Below are 25960 nucleotides of genomic sequence, written 5' to 3'. Positions count from 1 at the left end.
GCCCCGTCAGTCAAGCGCGGTGACTGCCCTTGCATCCGCACCCGGCCGGCAAGCTCTCTTTACCAGCCCCAAAGGTCGTTAACAGGCAGGGAGCTTTTCCGCAACGTCAAAAAATGCCTGCCGTAGAGACAGTGCGACGGAACCTGGCCGGCCATTGGCGACCGTCTGTCCGTCTATCTCGACCACCGGCGTCACCACGCTTGTGGCGGACGTGATGAAAGCTTCGCGTGCTCCCTTCGCCTCCTCCACCAAGAAGGCTCGTTCTTGGACGTCGAGGTTCAGTTTCGCTGCGACATCCATCAGCGTCGTTCGCGTTACACCGCGAAGAATTCCTAATTCAGCGGGGCGAGTGACGAGCTTGCCGTCTGCGGTGACGATCCATGCATTGGTGGAAGAACCCTCAGTTACAAAGCCTTCGTTGTCGACGAACCAGGCTTCCGCTGCTCCTTCTTCACGCGCCTTCTGCTTCGCAAGCACATTGGGCAGCAAGCCCACAGTCTTGATGTCCACCCTCTCCCAACGGTTCTCCGGTACCGTGATCACCTTGACACCACTCTCTGCCCGCATTGCCGCAATATGCGGAGCAACCCGCTTGGCCGTCACCACCAGGGCAGGACGGATGCCGGGCGGGGGGAAGGCGTGATCGCGAGGGGCGACGCCGCGGGTAACCTGCAAATATACAAGACCATCGCGCACACCATTGCGCCGAACCACTTCGCGCATGACAAACTCCAGCGCCCGGCGGTGCAGGGGCCAATCGATCTTCAGTTCGCGCAACGAACGGTCAAGACGATCAAGGTGCCGCGTCATGTCCATGATGAAGCCGCCGGAGATTTCGCATACCTCATAGACACCGTCGGCGAATTGATAGCCCCGGTCTTCGATATGTACGGCGGCGTCTGCGTGGCGGACATAACGTCCGTTGACATAGGCGATGCGCGGCATTTCGCTCTCCTCAACAAGTACAACAGTAATAGCTCAAAAAAATTCTAGGCTTACGCGGAAAAGCCGCTCGACCTGCCGTACAACGCCTTCAAGGGCGAAGATTACGAGCCGGTCGCCCGGCTTGATGCGCAACGAACCGCTTGGGGCTATGACGTTGCCATCGCGGAAAACTGCACCGATGCGCATGCCTTCAGGTAGGTCCTGCTCGCTGAGCGGAGGTCCGACAAGCGGTGATGTTTCGAGCGCCTCGGCCTCGATAATTTCTGCGCCCCCTCCCTGGATGTTGTGGACCGCGCGTATCCGCCCGCGCCGAACATGCTGCAGCACGCGCGAAATGGTGATTGCCTGTGGATTGACCTGGGCCTCGATGCCCAACGTTCCTGCGAAATTGTGATAGGTAGGATTGTTGATCAGTACCAGATTGGACTTGCAGCCAAGCCGCTTGGCGATGACGCTCGACAGGATGTTGACCTGATCGTCATTGGTGAGGGCCACCATAAGGTCTGCATGCCCTATGTCTGCCTCCAGAAGCAGCTTCTGATCGAGAGCGCTGCCATTCAGAACAACAGTGCGGCGAAGCCGTTCCGCCGCCGCTACCGCATGATCACGATTCTTCTCGATAAGCTTCACCTTCGTCTGGCTCTGCCTCGTTTCGATCGCCTTGGCTACGTAAAGTCCGACATGCCCTCCACCGGCTATGACGATGCGTGTCGCTGCGGTCTCCTCATGGCCGAATAGTCCTAGCGTGCGGCGTACCTGCTCCTTAGTGGTGACGACATAGGCCAGGTCCCCCGCCAGGAGTTGATCGCTCGAACGGGGAACGAAAAGACTGCCATTTCGCGACAGGCCAACGACTGTCGAAGGCAAGTCAGGAAAAAGTTCGGTGAGCTGGGCCAGCGGCGTGTTGATCACCGGGCACTCCTCGAGGCATTCGATGGCCACCATGACCACCTTGCCATCGGCAAAGGTAACGACATCCGTGGCCCCCGGCAGCGCGATGCGCCGCAATACCATCTCGCCCACCTCGATTTCCGGCGAGATGATCACGTCGATCGGCAGATGATCGCGCGAGAACAGGTCCATATAGTGGGGCTGCAGATAGGATTGCGAGCGAATCCGCGCGATCTTGGTCGGCACCTCGAAAAGTGCATGCGCAACCTGGCAGGCGATCATGTTGACTTCGTCGTGGAGAGTCACCGCGATGATCATGTCGGCCTGCTCGGCGCCGGCGGCAGCGAGCACCTCAGGGTGTGAGCCGTGGCCGACGAAGCCGCGCACATCGAGCGAATCACGGACTGTCCGGATGAGATCGGCAGATGTGTCGATAATGGATACGTCGTTCTGCTCTGCCGCGAGCCGCTCGGCGATGCCATAGCCGACCTGCCCAGCTCCGCAAATGACGACCTTCATTTTGTCCTCAGACGCCCAACGACTTCAGCTTCCGGTGAAGTGCCGAACGCTCCATGCCGATAAATTCCGCGGTGCGAGAAATATTGCCGCCAAAACGGTTGATCTGCGCCAGAAGATACTCCCTTTCGAACATTTCACGCGCCTCGCGCAGCGGAAGCGCCATGATATGCTGATCCGATTGGGTTGGGACGCGCGGCATCATATCCCCAATTTCGGCCGGCAACAGGTCGGCTGTGATCAGCGCGTCATCGTCGTCGCCGCGGGTAAGGATCATCAGCCGTTCGATGTTATTGCGCAACTGGCGGATATTACCCGGCCAGTCATGAGCCTGCAGCACGGCGAGAGCATCATCCCCTAGCCTACGCGGACGGATCCCGACCTGCTCGACGATCTGGTGCATAAAATGCTGGACGAGCATCGGAATGTCTTCCCGCCTTTCTGCCAGAGGTGGAATGGGAACCGGCACTACCGCCAAGCGGTGATAGAGATCCTCCCGGAAACGTCCCTCAGCGATCATGGTTTCCAGATTGCGCGCAGTGGATGAGATGATGCGCACATCGACCTTTACCCGCTTCGTGCCCCCTAGCCGTTCGAATTGCTGGTCGACAAGAACGCGCAGGATCTTGCCCTGCGTTTCGCGCGGCATGTCGGCAACCTCATCGAGGTAAAGGGTGCCCCGATGAGCTTCCTCCAGCGCTCCAACCTTGCGCTCCCCGCCATTGGATTCGGTGCCGAAAAGTTCCATCTCCATACGCTCCGGCGTTATGGAGGCCGCATTTACACAGACGAATGGCGCGTTAGCCCGATGTGAAGCAGCGTGAATCGCTCTTGCCGCCAGTTCCTTGCCAGACCCGGATGGACCGATCAGCATGACGCGGCTGTTTGTGGGCCCTATCCGTTCGATCGTCTGACGCAGCTGGTTGATGGCATGGGAAGTGCCGATCAGGTCGAAGGTTTCGCCGCTGCGTCTCTTGAGGTCCTCAACCTCACGCCTCAACCTCGAAGTTTCAAGGGCCCGCTCGCAGATTAGAAGCAGCCTGTCTGCCTTGAAGGGCTTCTCGATGAAGTCGTAGGCACCGCGCTTGATGGCCGAAACTGCCGTCTCGATGGTCCCGTGGCCGGAGATCATCACCACTGGAAGTTCCGGATGCATCTCCTTGATCTTGTCGAGGAGCGCCAGCCCGTCAAGCGTCGAGCCCTGAAGCCAGATGTCGAGAAGCACCAGCCGCGGCACGCGTTCGGCTATCGCGGCAAGAGCCGTATCGCTGTCACGGGCGGTGCGCGCTTCATGGCCCTCGTCGCTCAGAATTCCGGCAACTAGTTCCCGGATGTCTTCCTCATCATCGACGACCAATATGTCAGACGCCATTTTCGACCTTTTCCGTTACTTCCGCTGAACTATCCGCCCGCGCCCTCTGCCCTTCGCCTGCCTTTGCGGCAGGCAGAAGTATCTGGATCATGGCTCCTACACCTCCGTGAAAGCTGTCAGGTGCGTCATGCAATTCCAGGCTTCCGCCATGGTCCTCGACGATCTTCTTGACAATTGCGAGGCCGAGCCCAGTCCCCTTTTCGCGAGTCGTCATGTATGGCTCAAGCAGCCTCTGCCGGTTCTCTCTTGGCAAGCCCCTGCCGTTATCCACCACCAGTACCGCGATATTGTCGCCAGCGCGGCGCGCAGTGATGCGTATCACCCCATGACGTTGATCATCGCGCTGCGCCGCATCAATGGCTTCTGCTGCATTCTTGATGATATTGCCGAATGCCTGGCTCAGCAGCCGCGTATCGAAGCGGCCGTAGAGGGGTTCGTTACCGAGGTCGCGCTCTATCCTGATGTTGGGCCTGCTCACTTCGACGAGGAAGGAAGCCTCCCGCAGTGGATCGCGCAGGTCCAGCTTCTGGAAATCCGGTTTGGGCATTCGCGCAAAAGCGGAGAATTCGTCCACCATGCGGCCAATATCGCCTACCTGGCGGATGATGGTATCCGTACATTGATCAAAGATTTCCCGGTCTTCGCTAATGACACGGCCGAAACGCCTACGGATGCGCTCCGCTGAAAGCTGGATGGGCGTGAGCGGATTCTTGATCTCGTGCGCAATACGCCGTGCAACATCCGCCCAGGCCGTGGAACGTTGTGCCTGCACCAGATCCGTGATGTCATCCACCGTGACCACAAAGGAACGTTCTGCCGTATCGCCGACGCTCTCCTCCGTCGTGATCTGAATGTTGAAGGTGCGCTCGATGCCAGCACGGAAGAGCGTGACCTGGTCCCGGTGAACTTTCCGCCCATAAATCCTTGCCTGTTCGAGCACTGCGCCTAGCCTCGGCAGTACATCGGAAAGGTTTTTGCCCACCGTTTCCTGCGCTCGGATGGCGAGAATGGTTTCGGCTGAACGATTGACGATGGTCACGGTGCCGCTTGCAGCCACGCCCACCACGCCGGCTGTAACTCCGGAAAGCACAGCTTCGGTGAAACGGCGTCTTTCGTCGATGACGTCACGGGCCGAGATGAGCTGATCGCGCTGCGTCTTGAGCTGAAGTGTCATCTTGTTAAAGGTATCGCCGAGGGAAGCCACATCCCCGTCAGACGCGCGTACGGGAACGGCAACGTCCAGATTGCCACTCGACACCGCATCGGCAGCTCCGATCAACTGCCGGATTGGCCGCACGATACGGTCGGCAACAGCAATTCCCGTCCATATGGCCGCCAGCACAATCGCCAGCGTGACGATGAGATAAAGTAGCGCAAAAGCGACCTGGGTATTGAAGCGGTTCTGTTCCAATGCGCGATATTCGCCGCTGTTTGCGGCCACGAGCCGCTGGGCCTTGATAACCTGTGGGTCGAGCTCGCGCAGCGTGTAAAGATATGCGTCCGGGATCTCCTGGAGTTTTATCACCGCGGCAATCACGTTGCCTGGAGGAAGATCGAATAATACCGGGCGGCCTTCCGCCGCCTGCTGAATGGCGCCGTCGCGCGGTGCCGAGACTTCCAGCGCGCGCGGAAGATCGGCCGCCATGATGACCGACTCGTCTTCCTTTATGAGGAGGGCATGGGTAAGCCCCCGCGCTGCGGTTTGCTGCGTGAGAAGCTGACGGAATCCTGTCCGGTCCAGATTGTAGAGAGAGCGGAAACGGTCGAGGTCGATAGCCATGGACAAGGTTGTGCCTTGCAGTGTGCTGGCATTCTGCGCAACGTATGCGTCGGCGATAGACAACGATGACTGGACGATCACGCGCGTCCTCAACTCGAACCAACGGTCAAGCCCTAGGTCGAGCGTTATCGAAGCGACAACCGCTACCAAAATCGCTGGGACCGCGGCCATCAGGGAGAACATGGTGACGATGCGCACATGCAGGCGCGATGCCGCCTTGCCTCCCTTCCTAGCGCTGTAGATGCGGTGCGCCTCGCGGCCAATCAGTCCGAGCAGGACAAGCACAAATCCCGCATTGATGCTGATCAGGGCAAGCGTTGTCCTTTCGTCCGGTGCAAGTGGAGTAAGACCGAGCAGGACGGCGAAGGAAATCGCCGCGGTCAACAAGGCCCCAACAGTTGCAAGAATGCCGGGCAACGCCATCAGGCGGCGCCCTTCGCTATGATTTGGCCCATATGCCGGCTCAGCCATGGCAGGTGCCTGTTCACTCATCTGCGCTCGCCCTGGACATCCGGTTGCCCTTTGACCTGTTCGCGTTGCAGATATGCAACGCAATGTGGCGATTTTGCAACGAACGTTTCTGTCCGGCCCTGCAACGCCGCCTTCTTCTGTGGAAAAGCAGCTTTCAAGCGTCTGAACGAGATCTGTGATAGATGTCGACGCCTAGCTCCCGGATCTTCTTGCGCAGCGTGTTGCGGTTCACGCCCAGAAGATCGGCAGCCCGCAATTGATTTCCCTGCGTTGCCGTGAGCGCCGCGAGCACAAGCGGATATTCCACTTCCGCCAGGACGCGATGATAGAGGCCGGGAGGCGGCAGGGAATTGCCGAAAGAGCGAAAATAACGCTGCAGATACTGCTCGACGGCCTGGCCGAGTAGCAGGTTCTGCGCAGTGTCTGCGTCTCCGCACTCCCCTCTGGGGCAAGAGCCGGTGCTACAATAAAGTTCGCTGACGATGATTTCCTTTGAAATCTCATCCTGAGGGTAGAGTGCGGCCAGCCGCTGCACAAGGTTTTCCAGTTCGCGCACATTTCCCGGCCATGGATATTCGATCATTGTTTCCAGCCCGTCCTTGGTGATGCTCTTGGGCTGGAGCCCCGAACGCCCCCCGCGGGCGAAAAAATGGCGTACCAAATCGGGAATATCCTCCGTCCGCTCTCGCAGCGGCGGAAGGCGCAGAGGCACCACATTGAGGCGGTAGAAGAGATCCTCGCGGAAAAGGCCCTGATTGATAAGCGTGCGTAAATCCTTGTTGGTCGCTGCCACGATCCGCACATCCGTCCTGATCGGCGTGCGGCCACCCACGGTGGTGTATTCGCCCTGTTGGAGGACACGCAGGAGCCGCGTCTGCGCTTCCACCGGCATGTCGCCGATCTCGTCCAAGAACAGCGTGCCACCTTCCGCCTGCTCGAAGCGGCCGAAAGAACGCTGCTGCGCACCCGTGAAGGCGCCCTTTTCATGTCCGAAGAGCTCTGATTCAATGAGATCGCGGGGAATTGCCGCCATGTTGATGGCGACGAACGGACCGTTGCGCCGCCTGCCAAAATCATGCAGCGCCCGCGCGACCAGTTCCTTGCCAGTTCCCGATTCCCCTGTGATCATGACCGTTAGTTCCGTCTGCATCATGCGGGCGAGCATTCGGTAGATGTCCTGCATGGCAGGCGAACGGCCGATGAGCGGCATGGATTCCGGCACCTCGCTCACCCGGGTGCTGCTCAGCTCCCCCCGCGGCTCTGCAAGCGCTCGGCCGACAATATTGAGAAGCTCCGTCAAATCGAAGGGCTTGGGAAGATACTCATAAGCTCCCGCTTCGGAGGCCTTTATGGCCGTCATGAAAGTGTTCTGCGCGCTCATGACAATAACCGGCATGCGAGGGCGAGCCTTGCGGATGCGGGGCAGCATGTCGAATGCATTCTCATCCGGCATGACCACGTCAGTGATCACCAGGTCCCCCTCGCCGGCTGCGACCCACCGCCATAGCGTTGTAGCATTGGAAGTCACGCGCACCTGATGGCCGGCGCGCGTCAACGCCTGGTTGAGAACGGTCCGTATGGCGGCGTCATCGTCGGCTACAAGAATATTGCCATGCGCGTTCATGTTCTCTGATCCACGATCGGCCTTTGTGCGTTGTCAGCCTTTTCCTGCCACGCCGGCATGAGGATGCGAAAAGTGGTTCCGCGCTGTGACGAATCGCATTCGATCACCCCGCCATGCGCACCCACGATCTTCGCAACAAGCGCAAGTCCCAGCCCGGAGCCGTTCGGCTTGCTGGTGATGAACGGATCGAAGATGATAGACTGAATGTCCTCCGGTACCCCTGGACCATTGTCCTGTACGCAGAATTCCAGCGGGAGGGACACTCGTTCACGCAGGCCGGGCACAAAGATGCGGATTCCCGGCCGGTATGCAGTGGAAAGTTTTATCTCGCCATGGTCATTTCTTCCAATGACTTCCGCTGCGTTTTTAACAAGGTTGATAAAGATTTGAACAAGCTGGTCACGGTTGCCGAGGACTGGGGGGAGGGACGGGTCGTACTCCTCGATGAATCTGATCCCGCGCGCAAAGCCATTGCTGGCGATTGCCTTCACATGATCCAACACCACATGGATATTGACCGGCTCCAGGTCGACACGACGTTCGTCCGAGAAGACTTCAATGCGATCGACGAGCGCAACGATGCGATCTGTTTCCTCGGTAATGAGACGGGCAAGCGCCCGGTCTTCGTCTGAAACAACTCGCTCCAGAAGCTGTGCTGCACCGCGGATACCCGAAAGTGGATTCTTGATTTCGTGTGCCAGCATGGCCGCCAGGCTGGTGACGGATCGCGCCGCGCCGCGATGCGTCATCTGGCGGCTGATCAATTCCGCCATCGAGCGTTCCCGAAACAGGATGACGACCGAGCTTGAAAGTTCCGCAACCGGCGCGACGTAAATGTCGACGATCCTGTCAGGGCCGAGCCGGGGCAAGGAAATATTGACACGATACTCATTGAAGGGGGTGCGGCGCTCGCGCGCCTGATCGACAAGCGTAAGCAGCGGGCTGCCGAGCGACACGAGATCGGACAGCTTGTAGCGCATCAGCATCGATGCGCTTAGAAGAAAAAAATTCTCCGCTTCCGCATTGGCAAAGGTGATCGCTCCTACCTGGTCCACAATGACCACCGGATGGCCAATGGCGTCTATGGCAAGTTGCGCCAAGTCGGCCTTGCATGGGATAGCGGTTGCGCCGCTCATGCCACTGCTGCCTGTTCTGCAACAAGGTGGGCGAAGGCCGAGCGCAGCATCTGCAACACCTTACCGGGATCAACTTCCCTCAGAATGGATTGACGCAGCGCCGTACACTGTTCGCCCCGGCGTTCCAGATACCAGCCGAGATGTTTGCGGGCGTGGCGTACCCCCTGCCCGGTTCCGTAATGCGCAAGCATGTCCTCGTAATGGGCCGCCACATAAGCGGCCATTTCGCCCGCACCGGGGATATCCGGCGCCGCGATGCCTGCAGCATGGGAGGCCAGCGCCCCGGCCTTCCAGGGAGCGCCGTAATGCGCCCGGCCGATCATGATTGCGTCTGCTCCCGATTGCGCAAGCATGGCAGCCGCCTCCAGTACGCCGTCGCCATCCCCATTGGCAACCACCGGAATCGAGACAGCCTGCTTTACTTCGGAGATGGCCCGCCAGTCGGCCCTGCCCTTGTAGAACTGGCAGCGGGTCCTGCCGTGGATTGTCACCATCGCCACGCCAGCCTCTTCCGCACGCCGTGCGATTTCCGAGGCGTTGAGGCAATGCGCATCCCATCCGAGCCGCATCTTGACCGTCACGGGAACCGGCACTGCCCGCACTACGGCATTAATAAGCGAAAGAGCATGATCCGGCTCCCGCATCAGGGCTGAGCCTGAATAGCCGCCTGTCACCTTCTTGGCCGGGCAGCCCATGTTGATATCGACAATATCGGCGCCCTCGTCCACGGCGATCCGCGCCGCCTCCGCCATCCAATACGCATCGCGGCCGGCGATCTGCACCATGTGGACGTCAATGTCGGGGCGGCGGATACGCCGGGCACTCTCGGCCCTGCCCTTCGCCAGTTCACCGCTCGCCACCATCTCCGACACGACAAGCCCGGCACCATGCTTGTAAGCCCGCATGCGGAACGGCAGATCCGTAACGCCCGACATGGGGGCCAGGAAAACGCGGTTGCGCAGCGTTATGCGGCCGATCCGCAACGGCTGGGAAAGGATATGAAGGGGAGGTTTGATCAAAAAATATGCACCCTGTCGCTGCGCCTATTTTTTAAACACTTGCGCATAAGCGCGCAACGGCTTCTTCCTGCGGCATAAATCCATTGGCATTTCGTAACTGCCGAGATAAGCATCTGCCGCATGAATGCGCTCGTGGAAAAGCCCAGGCTCGGCGGCAAGCGCCGGATTGCAGCAGTGATCGTGGCCGCAGGACGCGGCGAGCGGGCGGGCCAGAGCAAGGATGGCCCGAAGCAATACCGCCTGATCGGCGGCAGGCCGGTGATCCGACATACGCTCGAAGCATTTTCCCTGCATCCACTGGTTGATAATATCGCCGTTGCCATTCACCCAGAGGACAGCGTGCTTTTCCAACGCGCCAGCGAGGGGCTCAACCGCCCGATCCAGGTAGTTAATGGCGGGCCGTCCAGGCAGGCTTCCACTCGGTTGGCGCTTGCGGCTCTGGAGCCGTTGAAACCGGAAATCGTGCTGATTCACGATGGCGTCCGACCTTTCATCGACCATGGCCTGATCGACAGGGTGATCGGTGCCACGGGAGAGAATCACGGCGCCCTGCCGGCTGTCGCCGTGTCAGACACGCTAAAACGCGGTAGGGGAGATATGTTCGTGGAGACCACCGTTCCCCGCGCAGGGCTTTTTGCGGCGCAGACGCCGCAAGGTTTCCCCTTCCGCCCCATTCTGGCCGCCCACGAGGCAGCAGAAAAGGCTGGGCGGACCGATTTTACCGACGACTCAGCCATTGCCGAGTGGGCGGGTATCGGGGTGCGTTTTGTCGAAGGCTCCCCGGACAATCTGAAGCTGACCTGGGCGCGGGATATCGCGCTTGCTGATCAACGCCTCGGAGGAAATTCCATGGCAGGACTGCCGGACATCCGTACGGGTAACGGTTATGACGTGCACGCGTTTGGCGAAGGCGATCGCGTTACTCTTTGCGGCATTGATATACCCTATTCAAGGGCGCTGGTCGGCCACTCCGATGCGGATGTCGCGCTCCATGCGCTTACCGATGCGCTGCTGGCCACCTGCGGGGCGGGCGATATCGGTACCCATTTCCCTCCTTCCGACCTGCAATGGAAAGGCATGCGGTCGCGCTTCTTTGTCGAGCGCGCGGTGGAGATGGTGCGCGGGCGCGGCGGGCGTATCGCCCACGCTGACGTTACGCTCATCTGCGAAGCGCCGAAGATCGGGCCGCATCGCGCCGCCATGGTGGCGGAACTTTCCGACATGCTGCAAATTTCCCCCGAGCGCGTCTCTGTGAAGGCAACGACGAATGAGGGCCTGGGCTTCATTGGCCGCTCGGAAGGCATTGCGGCCATAGCGACGGCAACCGTTGTCTATCCCGGCTCGCTGCCGGATTGATCTATTCGGGGGCTCCATGAGCGACATCGAGATTCTGGCAGCAAAGGTGCTGCGCACGCTGGAAGAACGCGGCCTGAAGGTGGCTACTGCGGAATCCTGTACGGGTGGGCTTGTGAGCGCCGCCATCACGGAGCTTGCTGGAGCCTCGAATGTGTTCGAGCGGGGCTTTGTCACCTATTCCAACGGGGCCAAGATTGAGCTGCTTGGCGTTTTGGCCGAGACGATCAATGCCCATGGTGCCGTCTCGGAGGAAACTGCGCGGGAGATGGCGGCTGGCGCGCTGGCACGTTCCCATGCCGATATTGCGGTGTCGGTGACTGGCGTTGCCGGCCCCGGCGGCGGCACGGCACAGAAGCCGGTCGGCCTGGTCTGGTTCGGTCTGGCGGTAAAAGGACAGGCTCCGCAAGCCGAGAAACGCCAGTTTTTGCCTGGAGACCGCGCGATAGTACGCCGTGACAGTGTGATGGCCGCACTCTCCCTCGTGCTGGAAGCGGCCACACAGGTGCAGGAAAATTCACCTAATACGGGTTAAGGCGATGCCGTCACCCTACGCCGCCTGGCCATAGATCTGATCTGCCCGCCTTTCGAATGCTTCCGCGAACATCCGGAATGCGCGATCGAACATGGCACCCATCAGCATGCCGAGCATGCGGCTCTTAAATTCATATTCGATAAAGAAGTGGACGTCCGTCTCGTTCTCCCCAACGGGATCGAAGCGCCAGTAATTCTGCAGGAAGCGAAAAGGTCCGTCGATATAACGCACATCGATGAGGCGCTCGGCTGGCTTCAGGACCACCTGGCTGGTGAAGGTCTCGCGGATGGCCTTGTAGCCGACAGTCATATCGGCCACCATGATGGTCACTCCGTTGCGTTCCTTTCGCGAGCGCACCGTAAGTGCTTCGCACATGGGAACGAATTCGGGATAGGAGCCGACATCGGACACCAGAGCGAACATCTGCTCGGGCAGGTGCTTCACCCTACGGACGGTTTCGTGCTTGGGCATAAGGACGGATCAAGCTGTTCTTGCCTGGGCGAAACGCTCCTCCCGCGCAGCCCTGAGGCGGGCAAAGTCCTCCCCGGCGTGATGGGATGAGCGAGTGAGGGGGCTCGACGAGACCATGAGAAAGCCCTTCGTGTAGGCGATGGTCTCGTAGGACTTGAACTCCTCGGGGGTCACGAACCTCTTTACCGGATGATGCTTTCGGGTCGGCTGCAGATATTGTCCAATTGTGATGAAGTCGACATCTGCCGTACGCAGATCGTCCATTAGTTGCAGCACCTCGTTACGCTCTTCCCCGAGCCCGACCATGATTCCCGATTTGGTGAACATGCTCGGGTCCATCTCCTTCACACGCTGTAGCAGGCGGATGGAATGGAAGTAGCGGGCGCCGGGCCGGACGGTCAGATATTTCGACGGCACCGTCTCCAAATTGTGGTTAAAGACATCCGGCTTTGCGGCAACGACAATCTCCAGCGCTCCCTCCTTGCGCAGGAAATCAGGCGTAAGGATCTCGATCGTCGTGGCCGGCATAGCCTCACGGATGGCGCGGATTACATCGGCGAAATGCTGCGCGCCGCCGTCATCAAGGTCGTCGCGGTCCACCGAGGTAATCACAATATGACTTAGCTGCATCTCGCGCACGGCTTTCGCCACACTGGCAGGTTCCTGCGGATCGAGCGGGCCGGGGATGCCGGTGGCCACGTTGCAGAAAGCGCAGGCGCGCGTGCAGATCTCGCCCATTATCATGAAGGTGGCGTGCTTTTTGTCCCAGCATTCGCCGATATTCGGGCAGCCGGCTTCCTCGCACACAGTCACGAGCTTGTTGGATTTTACGATCTCGCGCGTTTCCATATAGCCGCGGGAGGTGGGCGCCTTTACGCGTATCCACTCAGGCTTTCTGAGCACTTCCTGGTCCGGCCGGTGCGCCTTCTCGGGATGACGCGGACGCGGTCTGGCGGAAACGGTGTCGAGAATTGTGACCATAAACTTCTACTGCTTTGTTTGTAGCCCGCCGGCATAGCCACATATAGGCGCTCGGCGCGACGGGCGAAAACCCGCCTGCCGTGCGGCAGGCGGGGTTAACTGCGGGAAACGTTACGCTCTCCCGCGAATCAGCCGGAACAGCCATATCAGCAAGCAAGCGCCTATAATGGCGACAATAAGCTGGCCAATGATGCCGCCAAACGTGCTGCCAACGATAGCGTACAAAATAGCGTTAAGAACGACGGCTCCCAAAATACCCAGAACGATATTCAACAAAAGACCGTGGTCGGCCTTCATGATCTTCTCGGCGATCCACCCCGCCAAACCGCCAACGACAATTGTCAAAATCCAACCTAGACCTTCCATGGAAGTCTCCTCATATGGTTTCGGGACAGCACGGTATCAGTCCGACGGACGGGCAACTGTTCCATCAGGCTCCGTTCCGTCAAGCGTTCAGGGCGCGTCCATAGGCGTCCAGAACGCTCTCCTTCATCATCTCCGAAAGCGTTGGATGTGGAAAGACGGTGTGCATAAGTTCCTGTTCGGTGGTTTCAAGGTTCATGGCCACCACGAAGCCCTGGATCAGTTCGGTTACTTCCGCGCCGACCATGTGCGCGCCAAGTAGTTCGCCGGTCTTGCTGTCGAAAATGGTCTTGACGAGACCCTGGTCCTCGCCGAGCGCGATCGCCTTGCCATTGGCGCTGAACGGGAAGCGGCCTACGCGGATCTCACGTCCTTCAGCTTTGGCTTTTTCCTCGGTGAGGCCGACCGAGGCGACCTGCGGGTGGCAGTAGGTACAGCCGGGAATCTTTCCCTTGTCGAGCGGCTCAACGCCCGGAACCTCCGCGATCTTTTCGATGCAAATGACACCCTCATGCTCGGCCTTGTGCGCAAGCATAGGCGGGCCGGCCACGTCTCCGATGGCATAGATACCTGGCACGTTGGTGCGCCCGTACCCATCTACGGCAACCACTCCGCGATTAACGTTCACGCCGAGTTCCTCCAGCCCGAGGTTCTCGACGTTGCCTTGCACCCCGACTGCGGAAATGAGGCGTTCGGCCGTAAGCTTCTCCTGCTTACCGCCTTTCATCTCCAGGTGCGCGGTCACCTCGTTCGCGCCCTTCACGACTTTCGTGACCTTGGCCTCGACGTGGAACTTGATGCCTTGTTTCTCAAGCTGGCGGTGGGCAATCTTGGCGATTTCCGCGTCCTCGACCGGCAGGATCTGCGGCATGAGTTCGACAACCGCCACCTCGGCGCCCATGGCGCGGTAGAAGCTTGCAAACTCAATGCCGATGGCGCCGGAGCCCATGACGAGAATCGACTTGGGTATTTCCGACGGGACCATGGCTTCGAAGTACGTCCAGATAAGCTTGCCATCTGGCTCGATTCCCGGCAACACGCGCGGCCGCGCGCCTGTGGCCAGGATGATGTGCCTCGCCTTGTAGGTTCCCTCTCCCCGCGTATTCTTCGGTGCGGGATGCTGCGGCTGCATCGGCTTTCTCGATGTCTTGGATACGACCACCTCGCCCGGCTCGCTCCCTTTTGCGGCCCTGGCGATCTTGGCCTCGCCCCAGATGACGTCGACCTTGTTTTTCTTCATCAGAAAGCCGACGCCATTGTTGAGGCGAGCTGACACCTTGCGCGAGCGGTCGACGACAGCAGCAGCATCCACAGAGACCGTGCCATCAAGCTTGAGGCCATATTCGCTGGCACGCCGGGCGTAATCCATGATCTCGGCCGAGCGGAGCAGCGCTTTGGTGGGGATGCAGCCCCAATTGAGGCAGATGCCTCCGAGATGCTCACGCTCGACAATTGCGGTCTTAAAGCCGAGCTGAGCCGATCGCACAGCCGTGACATAGCCCCCCGGCCCGGAGCCGATGATGATGACGTCGTAGGTTTCAGCCACGGCTCTCATACTCCTCATTCAAATCACGCCCGCAGTTCGGGCCTTGTCCGGTGATTCGCCGCGCGCAGCCCGAAGGCTACGAGCAGCATAAAGGTGCCATTGGAAAGAAGTTCTATGGCCAGAAGAATGCCCAGCACCGCCGATGCCGTCCAGGGAATGTCCGCAAGGATCATGATGCCCAGAACCAGCGACAACAGGCCGGATGCAAGCACCCAACCCCAGCCGGAAAGGGGCCGCAGGCTGAAGGCATACATTACCTTCACCAAACCGGAGACCAGGAAAACGATGGCAACCAGCACCGTCAGCGAAATGATGCCTTCCAGCGGCCGCACAAGCAGCGAGATTCCGATCGCCAGCGCCAGCGCCCCCAGAAGTAGCGTCCACAGGAAGAGCGGCAGGCTTGCCCGCAGCCTGAAAGCATGGAAGATCTGCAACACACCGAACAGCGTGAAGGTCCACGCCGCCAGAAGGGCGGCGGTGATAGTTGCGGTAAAAGGATTGGCCAGGGCGATAATGCCGCCAATGAGCGAAATTGCCCCTATAAAGGCAAGCCATTTCCACGAAGCCTTCAGTGAACCACGTGCGGCAGGGTCGGCCATGATCATCCTCCTCACAAACAGATAAACCCGATACTGTATTGTAACGCATGTCCGGCTTATCGCGAGCAAAGACGGCTTTGGCTGCAGAGGCTGCGCGTCGGCCCGAGCCAAAACCAAAAGGGTTACATCCTCACCTTTCCTTCTGCCTGCCGGGTAAGCCCCCTACACCAGCATAGCCATGGGGTTTTCGATGAGGTGCCTGAAGGCGGAGAGCAGTTCGGCGCCGAGTGCACCGTCCACCGCCCGGTGGTCCGTGGACAGCGTCACCGTCATCACCGTCGCCACCTTGACATGGCCATCCTCGACCACCGGCCTTGGCTCGCCCGCCCCGACGGCAAGGATCGTCGCATGCGGCGGGTTGATGATGGCGGCAAAGTCCCTGATGCCATACATGCCCAAATTGGACACCGCCGTCGTGCCGCCCTGGTACTCTTCCGGCTTCAGCCGCCTGTTACGGGCCCGCGCGGCCATGTCCTTCATCTCGTTGGAGATGACCGACAGGGTCTTCTCCTCCGCCCGCCGCACGATGGGCGTGATCAGCCCACCGGGAATGGCAACGGCCACGCCCACATCGGCATGGCGGTGCTTGACCATCCCGCCCTCGCTCCATGAGACATTGGCGTCGGGAACGGCCTTCAGCGCAAGCGCCATCGCCTTGATGATCATGTCGTTGACGGACAGCCTGTAGGCAGGCTCCTGGCCCGCTTCGCCCTGCGTCAGCGGCGCCGCCTCGTTGAGCTGCTTGCGCAGGCCAAGCAGCGCGTCGATGCGGCAATCAACGGTGAGGTAAAAATGCGGCACGGTGGCCTTGGACTGGCTCATGCGGCGGGCGATGGTGCGGCGCATGGCATCGTGCGGCACGATCTCGTAGGTGCCCGCCTCAAAAAGCTGCAGTACCTCCTCATCTGCCAGGGCCTGCAGCGCCGGCTGCGCTTTCGCCTCCGCCGCCTCAATGGCGGGCGCCGGTGCGGCCGTGCCGGCCTCAAGCGCCTTCTCCACAACCGCCTTCACAGCCTCCGCCGCCTCAATGGCGGGCGCCGGTGCGGCCGTGCCGGCCTCAAGCGCCTTCTCCACATCCGCCTTCACAACCCGCCCATGCGGGCCGGAACCGGCAATGGCCGAAAGATCAAGGCCGGCTTCCCGCGCAATCCTCCTGGCAAGCGGAGAGGCGAAGACCCGGTCCTCTGTCTGGGAGACCGGCGCCGGAGCGGGATCGGCCGGGAGCGGCTCCACGCGGCTTTCTTCCTCATCTTGCCGCGCTCTGGAAGGAGGCTCAGCAACTGGAGCAGCAGGCGCTTCCGTCTTTCCTTGCTCGCGTTCAGGCGCCAACATTCCAGTATCGGTCGCCGCAGCTTCCGAAATGTCCTCGCCTTCGGCGGCGAGAATAGCGATGACGGCATTGACCTTCACGCCTTCGGTGCCTTCAGGCACAACGATCTTGGCTACTGTCCCCTCGTCGACCGACTCCACTTCCATGGTGGCCTTGTCAGTCTCGATCTCGGCAATCACGTCGCCGGCCGAAACGCTATCTCCTACCTTAACCAGCCATCTGGCGAGATTGCCCTCCTCCATGGTGGGCGAGAGGGCGGGCATGGTGATCTGAATCGGCATTACACCCTCCCTCAGGCGCGGTAGGTGACGGCCTTCACGGCCTCCACCACTTCAGCGACGCTCGGCAGCGCGAGCTTCTCCAGATTGGCAGCGTAGGGCATGGGTACATCCTTGCCCGTGATCGTGATCACCGGCGCATCGAGATAGTCGAAGATGCGCTGCATGACCTGAGAGGCGATGTGATCGCCGACAGACGACTGCGGAAAGCCTTCCTCAACCGTTACCAGCCGGTTGGTCTTCTTTACCGATTCGATGACCGTATCGAGATCCATCGGGCGGATCGTACGCAAGTCGACGATCTCGACGTCGATCCCCATCCCCGCTAGTTCCTCCGCCGCCTTGACCGCATAGGTCATGCCGATTCCGAAGGATACGATCGTGGCATCCCTGCCCTGCCTGTGGATACGCGCTTTGCCGATGGGCAGTACGAAATCGTCCAGCTTCGGCACCTCGAAGCTCTGACCATAAAGGATTTCGTTCTCCAGGAAAATAACCGGGTTTGGGTCGCGAATGGCTGCCTTGAGAAGGCCCTTCGCATCCGCAGCCGTATAGGGCATCACCACTTTCAGGCCCGGTATGTGCCCGTACCAGGCAGCAAAATCCTGGCTATGCTGCGCCGCGACACGAGCGGCTGCGCCATTGGGGCCGCGAAAAACGATCGGTGCGCCCATCTGACCTCCCGCCATGTAGAGCGTCTTGGCGGCCGAGTTGACGATCTGATCCATCGCCTGCATGGCAAAGTTGAACGTCATGAACTCGACAATCGGCTTCAGCCCCGCAAAGGCCGCACCGATACCGACGCCGGCAAAGCCATGCTCGGTGATAGGCGTATCGATTACGCGCTTGTCGCCAAATTCCTGTAACAAACCTTGGGTGACCTTGTAGGCGCCTTGGTACTCGGCAACCTCCTCGCCCATGATAAAGACATCCGGATCGCGACGCATTTCCTCCGCCATGGCATCTCGCAATGCCTCGCGCACCGTCATCTCTACCATTTCCGTGCCCCCCGGAATGTCCGGATCTGCCGGCAAAGGCTGAACTGGAACCTTGGGGACCGCAGCAGGTGCGGCAGGCTCTTCGGTACGCTGCTCAGCATGGACATCTGCAGGAGGCTGCGCGCTTGCAGCGGGCCGTGGCTCGGGTGCCTTCTCCAAGTCTTCCGAGCTTTCGCCTTCAGCCAGCAGCAGTGCTATCGGCGAGTTGACCGGCACGCCTTCGGTGCCCTCGTCCACGAGAATCCTGCCGATTATGCCTTCATCGACCGCCTCGACCTCCATGGTCGCCTTATCAGTCTCAATCTCGGCAATCACCTCGCCGGCCGACACCGTGTCGCCCTCCTTCTTTAACCACTTGACGAGATTTCCTTCCTCCATGGTGGGAGAGAGCGCAGGCATCAGGATTTGCGTCGGCATGGTTCGCGCTCCCCTTCTCAAAGCAGGACATCTGTATAGAGCTCGGAAACATCCGGCTCAGGATCTGACTGGGCAAAATCCGCCGCATCGGCGACAATCTCCCGCACATCCTTGTCGATGGCCTTAAGTTCGTCCTCGGTGGCCCACTTCTTCTGCAGAAGCCGCTGGCGCACCTGCTCGATGGGATCATGCTCCGCTCGCATCTTCTGCACTTCATCCCTGGACCGGTATTTCGCCGGATCCGACATGGAATGCCCGCGATATCGATAGGTCTTCATTTCGAGGATGATCGGCCCCTTGCCTGAGCGGCACCAGTCGAGCGCCAAGTCACCGGCTGCCTTCACGGCGCGCACATCCATGCCGTCAACCTGAATGCCCGGAATTCTGAAGGAAATGCCGCGAAGAGACAGATTGGTCTCGGCGGAGGAACGCGTTATCGCCGTGCCCATGGCATAGCGGTTGTTTTCAATTATGTAGACGATCGGAAGCTGCCATAGCGAAGCCATGTTGAAGCTTTCGTAGACCTGCCCCTGATTGGCCGCGCCATCGCCAAAATAGGTGAGCGAGACGAAGTCATTGCCGCGATAGCGGTTGGCAAGCGCCAGTCCCGTGCCGAGCGGCACCTGAGCCCCGACTATGCCGTGACCTCCATAAAAATTCTTTTCCTTGGAAAACATATGCATGGAGCCGCCCTTCCCCTTGGAATAGCCGCTCCGCCTGCCCGTCAGTTCCGCCATCACTCCGCGCGGGTCCATCCCGGTAGCCAGCATATGTCCGTGATCGCGGTAGCCGGTAATGACCTGGTCGCCTTCTTTCATGGACATCTGCATGCCCACGACCACCGCCTCCTGGCCAATATAGAGATGACAGAAGCCGCCAATGTGCCCCATACCGTAGAGTTGCCCCGACTTCTCCTCGAAGCGCCGGATGAGCAACATCTCGCGGAAGGCGTGAAGCTCTTCGTCCTTGGTTAGTTCGGCGGGTTTAGGTGTCCGCACTGCTGGCGTGCCGGTAGCGGCGAGCGATGATCTAGCCGAGGCGCCCCGAGTTCGCGCAGATTTTCCCGCAGATGATTTCACTGAAGTTTTCTTGGCGGCTGTCGCCATAAACTCACTCCCTAGGAACAGTTTGCTGGCAGACTTAAAGGCACGGCGCAAATACCATTGTGCCGCACGGCCACCACCTAGTCCACGGCATGCCGTCGTCTACTGCAAATCTACTTTTACCGGCTATACGCTAGCACGAGGCGAAGCGGCCCGCCATGCAATTTATGCATGCCAGCCATGTGGATAAGGGGTTAAAATTGCAGTTCTTTTCCGAAATTAACCGGAATCGAGTTAATTATGCTGGCCGGAAGTCCGGAAAATCAGTATCTCATTCTCCTGCACGAGATTAAGGCTGCGCCGAATCTGCTCGTCCAGCATATCGCGCTCGAGCGTGCCGTCATTGATGAGGGAGAGCCGCTCCTCAAGCCTGCCGCGTGTCCTTTCAAGCGTGGCAAGCTCCGTTTCGAGCACCACAATCTTTTCTGAAAGCCGTTCTTTGGCTTTCAGCCCATAATCGCCCTGGTAGGCATGGAAGCCGAAATAGGAAAGCACAACGGCCGCAATCACAGGCGTGATCAAGCGTCCAGTGTTGCGGCGTTTATGATGACGTGTCCACATGCGGCAAAGCTTTTCCTTTGACCGCATAACGACATATCTTGCTTAACGGAGAGTTAGAGCCCGAAAGGATCGAGTGCCGTCCTCTTCCTTTATTGTGCAGGAAGGCACTGCAAGAAGCTCAGGCGCCGTGACACCCGCTATCCACGCACGACCGAACGTCCGGCATAGAGTGCCTGCTTGCCAAGTTGCTCCTCGATGCGAATGAGCTGATTATACTTGGCTGCCCGGTCGGAACGGGCAAGGGAGCCGGTCTTGATCTGCCCGCAATTCAACGCAACCGCAAGATCCGCGATGGTCGCATCCTCCGTTTCACCCGAACGGTGGGACATGACAGCAGTATAGGCGGCCTTGTGGGCCGTCTCAACCGCATCCAGCGTTTCTGTGAGCGTGCCGATCTGGTTGACCTTGACCAGGATCGAATTGGCAATGCCCATATTGATCCCGTCCTTCAGGCGGGAGGAGTTCGTTACGAACAGATCGTCTCCGACAAGCTGTGTCTTGTCGCCAGCCACCTCCGTCAACACCTTCCATCCCTCGAAGTCGTCTTCCGCCATTCCGTCCTCGATGGAGATGATCGGATAGTCGCGGACGAGGCTGGCAAGATATTCGGCTTGCTCCCTGGCGTTGCGTGTCTGTCCCTCTCCTGCATAGACATATTTGCCATTATGGAAGAACTCGGTAGCTGCACAATCGAGGGCCAGGGCAATCTCTTCGCCTGGCTTGTAGCCGGCCTTCTCTATTGAGGTCATGATGAAGTCGAGCGCTGCCCTGGCGTCCTGCAGGTTGGGCGCAAATCCACCCTCGTCGCCCACATTAGTGTTCTGCCCGGCTGCCTTCAGACCCGATTTCAACGTGTGGAAAACTTCTGCCCCCCAGCGGAGCGCTTCGCTGAGGCTGGCCGCGCCAACGGGCATGATCATGAATTCCTGAAAGTCGATGGGATTATCCGCATGGGCGCCGCCATTGAGGATATTCATCATCGGAACAGGAAGGATATGCGCTGAAGCTCCTCCGACATAACGGTAAAAGGGAAGGCCTGTAGCCATAGCGGCCGCCTTGGCGACGGCCAGGGAAACGCCGAGGATTGCATTGGCGCCCAGCCTCGCCTTGTTGGGCGTACCGTCCAACTCGATAAGGGTGCGGTCAATATGGATCTGCTCTTCCGCTTCCATACCGCCGATGACTTCGAAAATCTCGCCGTTGACAGCCTCCACTGCGCGCGAGACACCCTTGCCCAGATAGCGCGGCCCCCCGTCTCGAAGCTCGACGGCCTCATGCGCTCCCGTAGAAGCGCCAGAGGGAACTGCGGCACGGCCGATCGAGCCGTCTTCCAGAACCACGTCAACCTCGACAGTGGGATTGCCGCGGCTGTCCAGGATCTCGCGTCCGACGATATCGACAATGACGGTCATGGCTCGTCCTTTATAATTCAGTAATCAGTGGAGGAAATTCCGCTTTCTTATCGCACACGGGGAAAAAGACAATGTAGCGAGCTTTCTTTCTCGTCGCGGAATACTTTAAAAAGCGGCCGGATGCTCAGATGCCCTTTGCCACCCGGTCGAATGACAAGAGACGTTCCAGAAGGGCGGGCATCTTGTCGAGCGGAACCATGTTCGGTCCGTCTGAAGGAGCATGGTCTGGGTCCTGGTGCGTTTCTATGAAAACACCTGCAACACCGACAGCCACGGCTGCGCGCGCCAGTGTCTCGACAAACCTGCGTTCCCCACCGGATGAACTCCCCTGCCCGCCAGGCTGCTGGACAGAGTGGGTGGCATCGAAAATAATCGGCGTGCCAATCTCGGCCATCACTGGCAAGGCACGCATGTCGTTGACGAGCGTATTGTAACCGAATGACGTTCCGCGCTCGGTCACCAGGACGTTGGCATTGCCAGAGGCACTGATCTTGGCGACCACGTTCTTCATGTCCCAGGGAGCCAGAAACTGGCCCTTCTTCACATTCACGGGCCTGCCGGTGCCGGCAGCAGCGACCAAAAGGTCAGTCTGGCGGCATAGAAAAGCGGGAATCTGCAGGACGTCGACGAACTCCGCCACTACTGCGCATTGCTCTTCCGTATGCACATCGGTCAGGATGGGAACATCGAGCTCACGCCTGAGATCTGCAAAGATGGGCATGGCGGCATCGAGACCAGCGCCGCGCTTGCCGGAAAGGGAGGTTCGATTCGCCTTGTCGAAGCTTGTCTTGTAAACGAAACCAATGCCGAAGCCCTCAGCCATTTCCTTGAGGCGCCCGGCCATCTCGAAGGCATGTTCGCGGCTTTCGAGTTGACAGGGCCCGCTGATCAGCGCCAAAGGTGCATCATTGGCAAAGACAGTCTTGCCAACTTTTACACGCGAATTGAGATTCATAATCCAAACTCCAAAAGCCGGGATCTTGACTGGCGAGCAGCCCGGCGGCGCTACAAGCTTTCTCCATTAAAAACGTGCTTCTACCGCTTCAGACCAGCCGCGACTGCTCTACCGCGGCAGCGATGAAAGAAGCAAAGAGCGGGTGCGGCTCAAAGGGGCGGCTCTTCAACTCCGGATGGAACTGTACCCCGATGAACCAAGGGTGATCGGAATATTCAACTACTTCCGGCAAGACGCCATCAGGCGACAGTCCGGAAAAAATCAATCCGCACGCCTCCAGCTTCTCACGGTAGCCGATATTGACTTCGTAACGATGCCGATGACGCTCCGAAATGGTTTCTGTGCCATAGATATCCGCGATCCTGGAGCCGAGGGCAAGATGCGCTTCATACGCCCCAAGCCGCATGGTTCCCCCCAGATCGCCTGCAGCCGTGCGCTTTTCCAGCATATTGCCATGTAGCCATTCCGTCATAAGGCCTACCACCGGCTCGTCAGTGGGACCGAACTCGGTCGACGATGCATTCTTAATCCCCGCAAGCGACCGCGCCGCCTCGATGCAGGCCATCTGCATGCCAAAACAGATGCCGAAAAAGGGCACCTTGCGTTCGCGCGCGAACTTTGCCGCAAGGATCTTGCCTTCCGATCCGCGTTCGCCGAACCCTCCAGGCACGAGAATGCCATGAACTTTCTCGAGCCACGGGGCCGGATCTTCCTTCTCGAAGATCTCCGACTCGATCCAGTCGATCTTCACGCCTATTCGATTAGCGATGCCGCCATGGGCAAGCGCCTCATTAAGCGATTTGTACGCATCCTTCAGGCCGGTGTACTTTCCGACTATTGCGATTGTGACCATGCCTTCCGGATTATGGATCCGGGCTGAAACGTCCTCCCAGCGCTCCATGCGCGGCTTGGGAGCCGGATCGATGCCGAAGGCTGCGAGTACCTCTCCATCCAGTCCTTCCTTGTGGTAGGCAATGGGGACGTCATAAATGTTGTCGACGTCGAGCGCCTGGACTACCGCTGATTCGCGCACATTGCAGAAGAGAGAAAGCTTGCGCCGCTCTTCCTGCGGAATTTCACGATCGGCTCGCACGAGCAGCACATCAGGCGCAATGCCGATGGATTGCAGCTCCTTTACCGAATGCTGCGTTGGCTTGGTTTTCAGTTCGCCCGCGGCAGGAATCCAGGGCATGAGCGTTAGATGAACATAGACCGCGTTGTTGCGCGGCAGTTCATTGCCAAGTTGCCGAATTGCCTCAAGAAAGGGCATGGCCTCGATGTCGCCCACCGTGCCGCCGATCTCGCACAGGACGAAATCGAAATCTTCGTTGCCTTCCAAGATGAACTGCTTGATCTCATCAGTGACGTGCGGAATCACCTGTACCGTAGCGCCTAGATAGTCGCCGCGCCGCTCCTTCTCCAGGATGTTCTTGTAGATGCGCCCAGTGGTGATGTTGTCTTGCTTATTGGCCGAACGCCCGGTGAAACGTTCATAATGGCCAAGATCCAGGTCGGTTTCTGCTCCATCGTCGGTAACGAAGACCTCGCCGTGCTGATACGGCGACATCGTGCCCGGATCGACATTGAGATAGGGGTCGAGTTTCCTCAGCCTTACGCGATAGCCGCGCGCCTGAAGAAGCGCGCCGAGCGCCGCAGATGCGATGCCTTTGCCAAGGGAGGAAACCACGCCGCCAGTTATGAAAACATATCGCGCCATGGGACTCATCGATTAACCCCGTGCGAGCGATTCCGCCAGCGCAAAATGCTCGCAACCACCTCTTTTCCCGCACAGGCGCTGCGATGGTTTGCCCGGCACCTGGGAAAAGCCAAACTTGCAGCTTCGTCTTATTGGCCTGTCGGCACCTGCGGCTGAGAATCTTCCGCCGGTGTAGATCCGGACTCCGCGGGAGCCGGCACCGAGCTTTCGCCGGTGGGAGCCACCGGCTCCTCCTGCGCAGGTGAAGGTGCGCTCAACGGCCCGCCCAACTCATCAAGAATCCCTGCGCCGCCGCCGTCACGCTCCGTCTCGGCTTGAGGCAGGCGGTCGAAGATGTCCGTGGGCTGCGGCTGATACCGGGCTAACAGCGAAAGAACTAGTGATGTAGCAAAGAAGATCACCGCGAGAATGGCCGTCGTCCGCGTAAGCGCGTTGGAAGCTCCGCGCGCGGACATAAAACCACCGCCACCTCCGCCAATTCCCAGGCCGCCACCTTCCGAGCGCTGTACTAGAATGAGGCCAACCAGCGCGACCACGACAAGCAGATGAATAACGATGACGATTTTGTCCATGAATTCCTTCCGGCGCCTGAGGCAAACGGGCGAGCGCCCGCGGCTCATTACACGGCTTTGGGCGCTTTTCCAAGCCTGCCTTTTTCCAAGATAGGAAAGCGCCTTGCGATTGCAAACTGGCTGTCCGGGTCAGCGGGGACTTATCGCTTCTGCGATAGCCAGAAAATCGACCGCTTTAAGGCTGGCTCCGCCGATTAGTGCTCCATCGACGTTATAGACCGAAAGCAGTTCACCTGCGTTCCCTGGCTTGACGGAGCCACCATAAAGCAGGCGCACGGTTGATGCCTCCTTACCTATTCTTTTTTCCAGCTCGCCGCGGATATGGGCATGGGCTTCCGCAACATCGTCAACGGTTGGGGTCAGCCCCGTTCCAATCGCCCATACGGGCTCATAGGCGACAACCGTATTTGCAGCAGTTGCCCCTTCGGGCACGGAGCCTTGGATCTGCCGTGACAGGACCGAGAGCGTTTCCCCCTCCTCGCGCTCTTCCTGAGTCTCGCCTATGCAAATGATGGCCGTCAGTCCCGCTCGCCAGGCAGCCTTCGCCTTCTCCGCCACTTGCGGGTCGTTCTCGCCGTGATCCATGCGGCGCTCCGAATGCCCGACGATCACGCAGGTTGCGCCGCAGTCGGCAAGCATTTCAGCGGAGATGTCACCTGTGTGAGCCCCCTGCGCCGCAGAGTGACAATCCTGCCCGCCCGCCGCGACGGGGGTATTACGCAGAAGGTCGGCGGCTTGCGAAAGGAGCGTTGCTGGCACGCAAACCAGCCCGTCCATCCTCTCAGCGGAGGCAGCAGCGAATCCCTTTCCAATGGCGTCCAGTTCCGGGAGCGAGGCACGTATGCCGTGCATCTTCCAATTGCCGGCAATAAGGGGGCGTATTCCTGGAGTCATGCGTCTCTCCCGATGCTGTGTTCAGTTCCTGCCGTCGCGTGACAGCCTGTTGACTATCAAAAAGAAGGCACAAAGCAATCGACAGTAACCTTTTGGGACGCTATTCCCGGGGACAGAATGG

23 protein-coding genes are annotated in these 25960 nt (G+C 59.4%); 2 read left to right on the top strand and 21 right to left on the bottom strand.

Annotation, left to right across the window (positions count from 1 at the left end; all coding sequences use genetic code 11):
* Positions 1 to 78: 78 nt before the first annotated feature.
* The 7 genes from HUS57_RS04780 to dusB all read right to left on the bottom strand — a co-directional run bounded on the left by HUS57_RS04780 (position 79) and on the right by dusB (position 9754).
* Positions 79 to 945 (bottom strand): D-amino-acid transaminase, encoded by an 867-nt coding sequence (locus tag HUS57_RS04780; protein ID WP_173931758.1) that lies wholly within the window; start codon positions 943 to 945, stop codon positions 79 to 81.
* A gap of 33 nt (positions 946 to 978) precedes the next feature.
* The gene (gene trkA, locus HUS57_RS04775) at positions 979 to 2355 is read right to left on the bottom strand and encodes a Trk system potassium transporter TrkA (protein ID WP_173931757.1); all 1377 of its coding nucleotides are present in this window, start codon (positions 2353 to 2355) and stop codon (positions 979 to 981) included.
* A 7-nt stretch (positions 2356 to 2362) separates the two neighbouring features.
* On the bottom strand, positions 2363 to 3724 hold the full coding sequence (locus tag HUS57_RS04770) for a sigma-54 dependent transcriptional regulator (protein WP_173931756.1): 1362 nt from the start codon (positions 3722 to 3724) through the stop codon (positions 2363 to 2365).
* Entirely contained in the window at positions 3714 to 5996 is a 2283-nt protein-coding gene (locus HUS57_RS04765; RefSeq protein ID WP_173931755.1) for a PAS domain-containing sensor histidine kinase, read from the bottom strand. The genes HUS57_RS04770 and HUS57_RS04765 overlap by 11 nt, the downstream gene beginning before the upstream one ends.
* Before the next feature lie 133 nt (positions 5997 to 6129).
* Entirely contained in the window at positions 6130 to 7599 is a 1470-nt protein-coding gene (gene ntrC, locus HUS57_RS04760; protein WP_173931754.1) for a nitrogen regulation protein NR(I), read from the bottom strand.
* On the bottom strand, positions 7596 to 8735 hold the full coding sequence (locus HUS57_RS04755) for a nitrogen regulation protein NR(II) (protein WP_173931753.1): 1140 nt from the start codon (positions 8733 to 8735) through the stop codon (positions 7596 to 7598). Before HUS57_RS04755 ends, ntrC begins: the two co-directional genes overlap by 4 nt.
* On the bottom strand, positions 8732 to 9754 hold the full coding sequence (gene dusB, locus HUS57_RS04750; protein WP_246727736.1) for a tRNA dihydrouridine synthase DusB: 1023 nt from the start codon (positions 9752 to 9754) through the stop codon (positions 8732 to 8734). Before dusB ends, HUS57_RS04755 begins: the two co-directional genes overlap by 4 nt.
* A gap of 120 nt (positions 9755 to 9874) precedes the next feature.
* Between dusB and HUS57_RS04745 the strand changes: the two genes are divergently transcribed.
* Together HUS57_RS04745 and HUS57_RS04740 are read left to right on the top strand one after the other, a co-directional pair.
* Entirely contained in the window at positions 9875 to 11110 is a 1236-nt protein-coding gene (locus HUS57_RS04745) for a bifunctional 2-C-methyl-D-erythritol 4-phosphate cytidylyltransferase/2-C-methyl-D-erythritol 2,4-cyclodiphosphate synthase (protein ID WP_173931752.1), read from the top strand.
* A gap of 16 nt (positions 11111 to 11126) precedes the next feature.
* Positions 11127 to 11642, top strand: coding sequence for a nicotinamide-nucleotide amidohydrolase family protein (locus HUS57_RS04740; protein WP_173931751.1), 516 nt, complete (start codon positions 11127 to 11129; stop codon positions 11640 to 11642).
* Between the two features lie 15 nt (positions 11643 to 11657).
* On the opposite strand, the gene HUS57_RS04735 is transcribed toward HUS57_RS04740, so the two are convergent.
* The 14 genes from HUS57_RS04735 to tpiA all read right to left on the bottom strand — a co-directional run bounded on the left by HUS57_RS04735 (position 11658) and on the right by tpiA (position 25839).
* A complete protein-coding gene (locus HUS57_RS04735) occupies positions 11658 to 12113 on the bottom strand; it encodes a type II toxin-antitoxin system RatA family toxin (RefSeq protein ID WP_173931750.1) in 456 nt (151 codons plus the stop codon).
* Positions 12114 to 12122: 9 nt separating this feature from the next.
* Positions 12123 to 13094 (bottom strand): lipoyl synthase, encoded by a 972-nt coding sequence (gene lipA / locus HUS57_RS04730; RefSeq protein ID WP_173931749.1) that lies wholly within the window; start codon positions 13092 to 13094, stop codon positions 12123 to 12125.
* A 111-nt stretch (positions 13095 to 13205) separates the two neighbouring features.
* Positions 13206 to 13460 (bottom strand): GlsB/YeaQ/YmgE family stress response membrane protein, encoded by a 255-nt coding sequence (locus HUS57_RS04725; protein WP_173931748.1) that lies wholly within the window; start codon positions 13458 to 13460, stop codon positions 13206 to 13208.
* A 79-nt stretch (positions 13461 to 13539) separates the two neighbouring features.
* Positions 13540 to 15003, bottom strand: coding sequence for a dihydrolipoyl dehydrogenase (gene lpdA / locus HUS57_RS04720; RefSeq protein WP_173931747.1), 1464 nt, complete (start codon positions 15001 to 15003; stop codon positions 13540 to 13542).
* Between the two features lie 23 nt (positions 15004 to 15026).
* Positions 15027 to 15602 carry a DUF308 domain-containing protein gene (locus HUS57_RS04715; RefSeq protein ID WP_173931746.1) on the bottom strand — a complete coding sequence of 192 codons (576 nt, stop codon included), beginning with the start codon at positions 15600 to 15602 and terminating at the stop codon, positions 15027 to 15029.
* A 162-nt stretch (positions 15603 to 15764) separates the two neighbouring features.
* The gene (locus tag HUS57_RS04710) at positions 15765 to 17213 is read right to left on the bottom strand and encodes a 2-oxo acid dehydrogenase subunit E2 (RefSeq protein WP_173931745.1); all 1449 of its coding nucleotides are present in this window, start codon (positions 17211 to 17213) and stop codon (positions 15765 to 15767) included.
* An 11-nt stretch (positions 17214 to 17224) separates the two neighbouring features.
* Positions 17225 to 18625, bottom strand: coding sequence for a pyruvate dehydrogenase complex E1 component subunit beta (locus tag HUS57_RS04705; protein ID WP_173931744.1), 1401 nt, complete (start codon positions 18623 to 18625; stop codon positions 17225 to 17227).
* Positions 18626 to 18642: 17 nt separating this feature from the next.
* The gene (pdhA, locus tag HUS57_RS04700) at positions 18643 to 19731 is read right to left on the bottom strand and encodes a pyruvate dehydrogenase (acetyl-transferring) E1 component subunit alpha (protein ID WP_173931743.1); all 1089 of its coding nucleotides are present in this window, start codon (positions 19729 to 19731) and stop codon (positions 18643 to 18645) included.
* Positions 19732 to 19962: 231 nt separating this feature from the next.
* A complete protein-coding gene (locus tag HUS57_RS04695; RefSeq protein ID WP_173931742.1) occupies positions 19963 to 20289 on the bottom strand; it encodes a septum formation initiator family protein in 327 nt (108 codons plus the stop codon).
* A gap of 137 nt (positions 20290 to 20426) precedes the next feature.
* Entirely contained in the window at positions 20427 to 21701 is a 1275-nt protein-coding gene (eno, locus tag HUS57_RS04690; protein WP_173931741.1) for a phosphopyruvate hydratase, read from the bottom strand.
* 124 nt (positions 21702 to 21825) lie between these two features.
* Entirely contained in the window at positions 21826 to 22659 is an 834-nt protein-coding gene (gene kdsA, locus HUS57_RS04685; protein WP_173932280.1) for a 3-deoxy-8-phosphooctulonate synthase, read from the bottom strand.
* Between the two features lie 85 nt (positions 22660 to 22744).
* A complete protein-coding gene (locus HUS57_RS04680) occupies positions 22745 to 24382 on the bottom strand; it encodes a CTP synthase (RefSeq protein ID WP_281409282.1) in 1638 nt (545 codons plus the stop codon).
* A gap of 119 nt (positions 24383 to 24501) precedes the next feature.
* A complete protein-coding gene (gene secG / locus HUS57_RS04675; RefSeq protein ID WP_173931739.1) occupies positions 24502 to 24945 on the bottom strand; it encodes a preprotein translocase subunit SecG in 444 nt (147 codons plus the stop codon).
* A gap of 129 nt (positions 24946 to 25074) precedes the next feature.
* Entirely contained in the window at positions 25075 to 25839 is a 765-nt protein-coding gene (gene tpiA / locus HUS57_RS04670; RefSeq protein ID WP_173931738.1) for a triose-phosphate isomerase, read from the bottom strand.
* Between the last annotated feature and the right edge of the window lie 121 nt (positions 25840 to 25960).

It is taken from the genome of Chelativorans sp. Marseille-P2723 (genome assembly GCF_902809845.1).
Taxonomy (GTDB): domain Bacteria; phylum Pseudomonadota; class Alphaproteobacteria; order Rhizobiales; family Rhizobiaceae; genus Chelativorans.
The sequence above is the reverse complement of the archived record's forward strand: the minus strand, read 5'-3'. Positions and strand labels throughout refer to the sequence as shown.

Excerpts from the sequence above, each read along its gene's own strand:
- HUS57_RS04705 (WP_173931744.1), bottom strand. The coding sequence starts at position 18,625 with ATGCCGACGCAAATCCTGATGCCTGCGCTCTCTCCCACCATGGAGGAA.
- pdhA (WP_173931743.1), bottom strand. The coding sequence starts at position 19,731 with ATGGCGACAGCCGCCAAGAAAACTTCAGTGAAATCATCTGCGGGAAAA.
- HUS57_RS04715 (WP_173931746.1), bottom strand. The coding sequence starts at position 15,602 with ATGGCCGACCCTGCCGCACGTGGTTCACTGAAGGCTTCGTGGAAATGG.
- HUS57_RS04680 (WP_281409282.1), bottom strand. The coding sequence starts at position 24,382 with ATGAGTCCCATGGCGCGATATGTTTTCATAACTGGCGGCGTGGTTTCC.
- HUS57_RS04740 (WP_173931751.1), top strand. The coding sequence starts at position 11,127 with ATGAGCGACATCGAGATTCTGGCAGCAAAGGTGCTGCGCACGCTGGAA.
- HUS57_RS04755 (WP_173931753.1), bottom strand. The coding sequence starts at position 8,735 with ATGAGCGGCGCAACCGCTATCCCATGCAAGGCCGACTTGGCGCAACTT.
- trkA (WP_173931757.1), bottom strand. The coding sequence starts at position 2,355 with ATGAAGGTCGTCATTTGCGGAGCTGGGCAGGTCGGCTATGGCATCGCC.
- lipA (WP_173931749.1), bottom strand. The coding sequence starts at position 13,094 with ATGGTCACAATTCTCGACACCGTTTCCGCCAGACCGCGTCCGCGTCAT.
- HUS57_RS04725 (WP_173931748.1), bottom strand. The coding sequence starts at position 13,460 with ATGGAAGGTCTAGGTTGGATTTTGACAATTGTCGTTGGCGGTTTGGCG.
- eno (WP_173931741.1), bottom strand. The coding sequence starts at position 21,701 with ATGACCGTCATTGTCGATATCGTCGGACGCGAGATCCTGGACAGCCGC.
- secG (WP_173931739.1), bottom strand. The coding sequence starts at position 24,945 with ATGGACAAAATCGTCATCGTTATTCATCTGCTTGTCGTGGTCGCGCTG.
- HUS57_RS04765 (WP_173931755.1), bottom strand. The coding sequence starts at position 5,996 with ATGAGTGAACAGGCACCTGCCATGGCTGAGCCGGCATATGGGCCAAAT.
- HUS57_RS04770 (WP_173931756.1), bottom strand. The coding sequence starts at position 3,724 with ATGGCGTCTGACATATTGGTCGTCGATGATGAGGAAGACATCCGGGAA.
- HUS57_RS04745 (WP_173931752.1), top strand. The coding sequence starts at position 9,875 with ATGAATGCGCTCGTGGAAAAGCCCAGGCTCGGCGGCAAGCGCCGGATT.
- ntrC (WP_173931754.1), bottom strand. The coding sequence starts at position 7,599 with ATGAACGCGCATGGCAATATTCTTGTAGCCGACGATGACGCCGCCATA.
- HUS57_RS04710 (WP_173931745.1), bottom strand. The coding sequence starts at position 17,213 with ATGCCGATTCAGATCACCATGCCCGCCCTCTCGCCCACCATGGAGGAG.
- HUS57_RS04735 (WP_173931750.1), bottom strand. The coding sequence starts at position 12,113 with ATGCCCAAGCACGAAACCGTCCGTAGGGTGAAGCACCTGCCCGAGCAG.
- HUS57_RS04780 (WP_173931758.1), bottom strand. The coding sequence starts at position 945 with ATGCCGCGCATCGCCTATGTCAACGGACGTTATGTCCGCCACGCAGAC.
- tpiA (WP_173931738.1), bottom strand. The coding sequence starts at position 25,839 with ATGACTCCAGGAATACGCCCCCTTATTGCCGGCAATTGGAAGATGCAC.
- HUS57_RS04695 (WP_173931742.1), bottom strand. The coding sequence starts at position 20,289 with ATGTGGACACGTCATCATAAACGCCGCAACACTGGACGCTTGATCACG.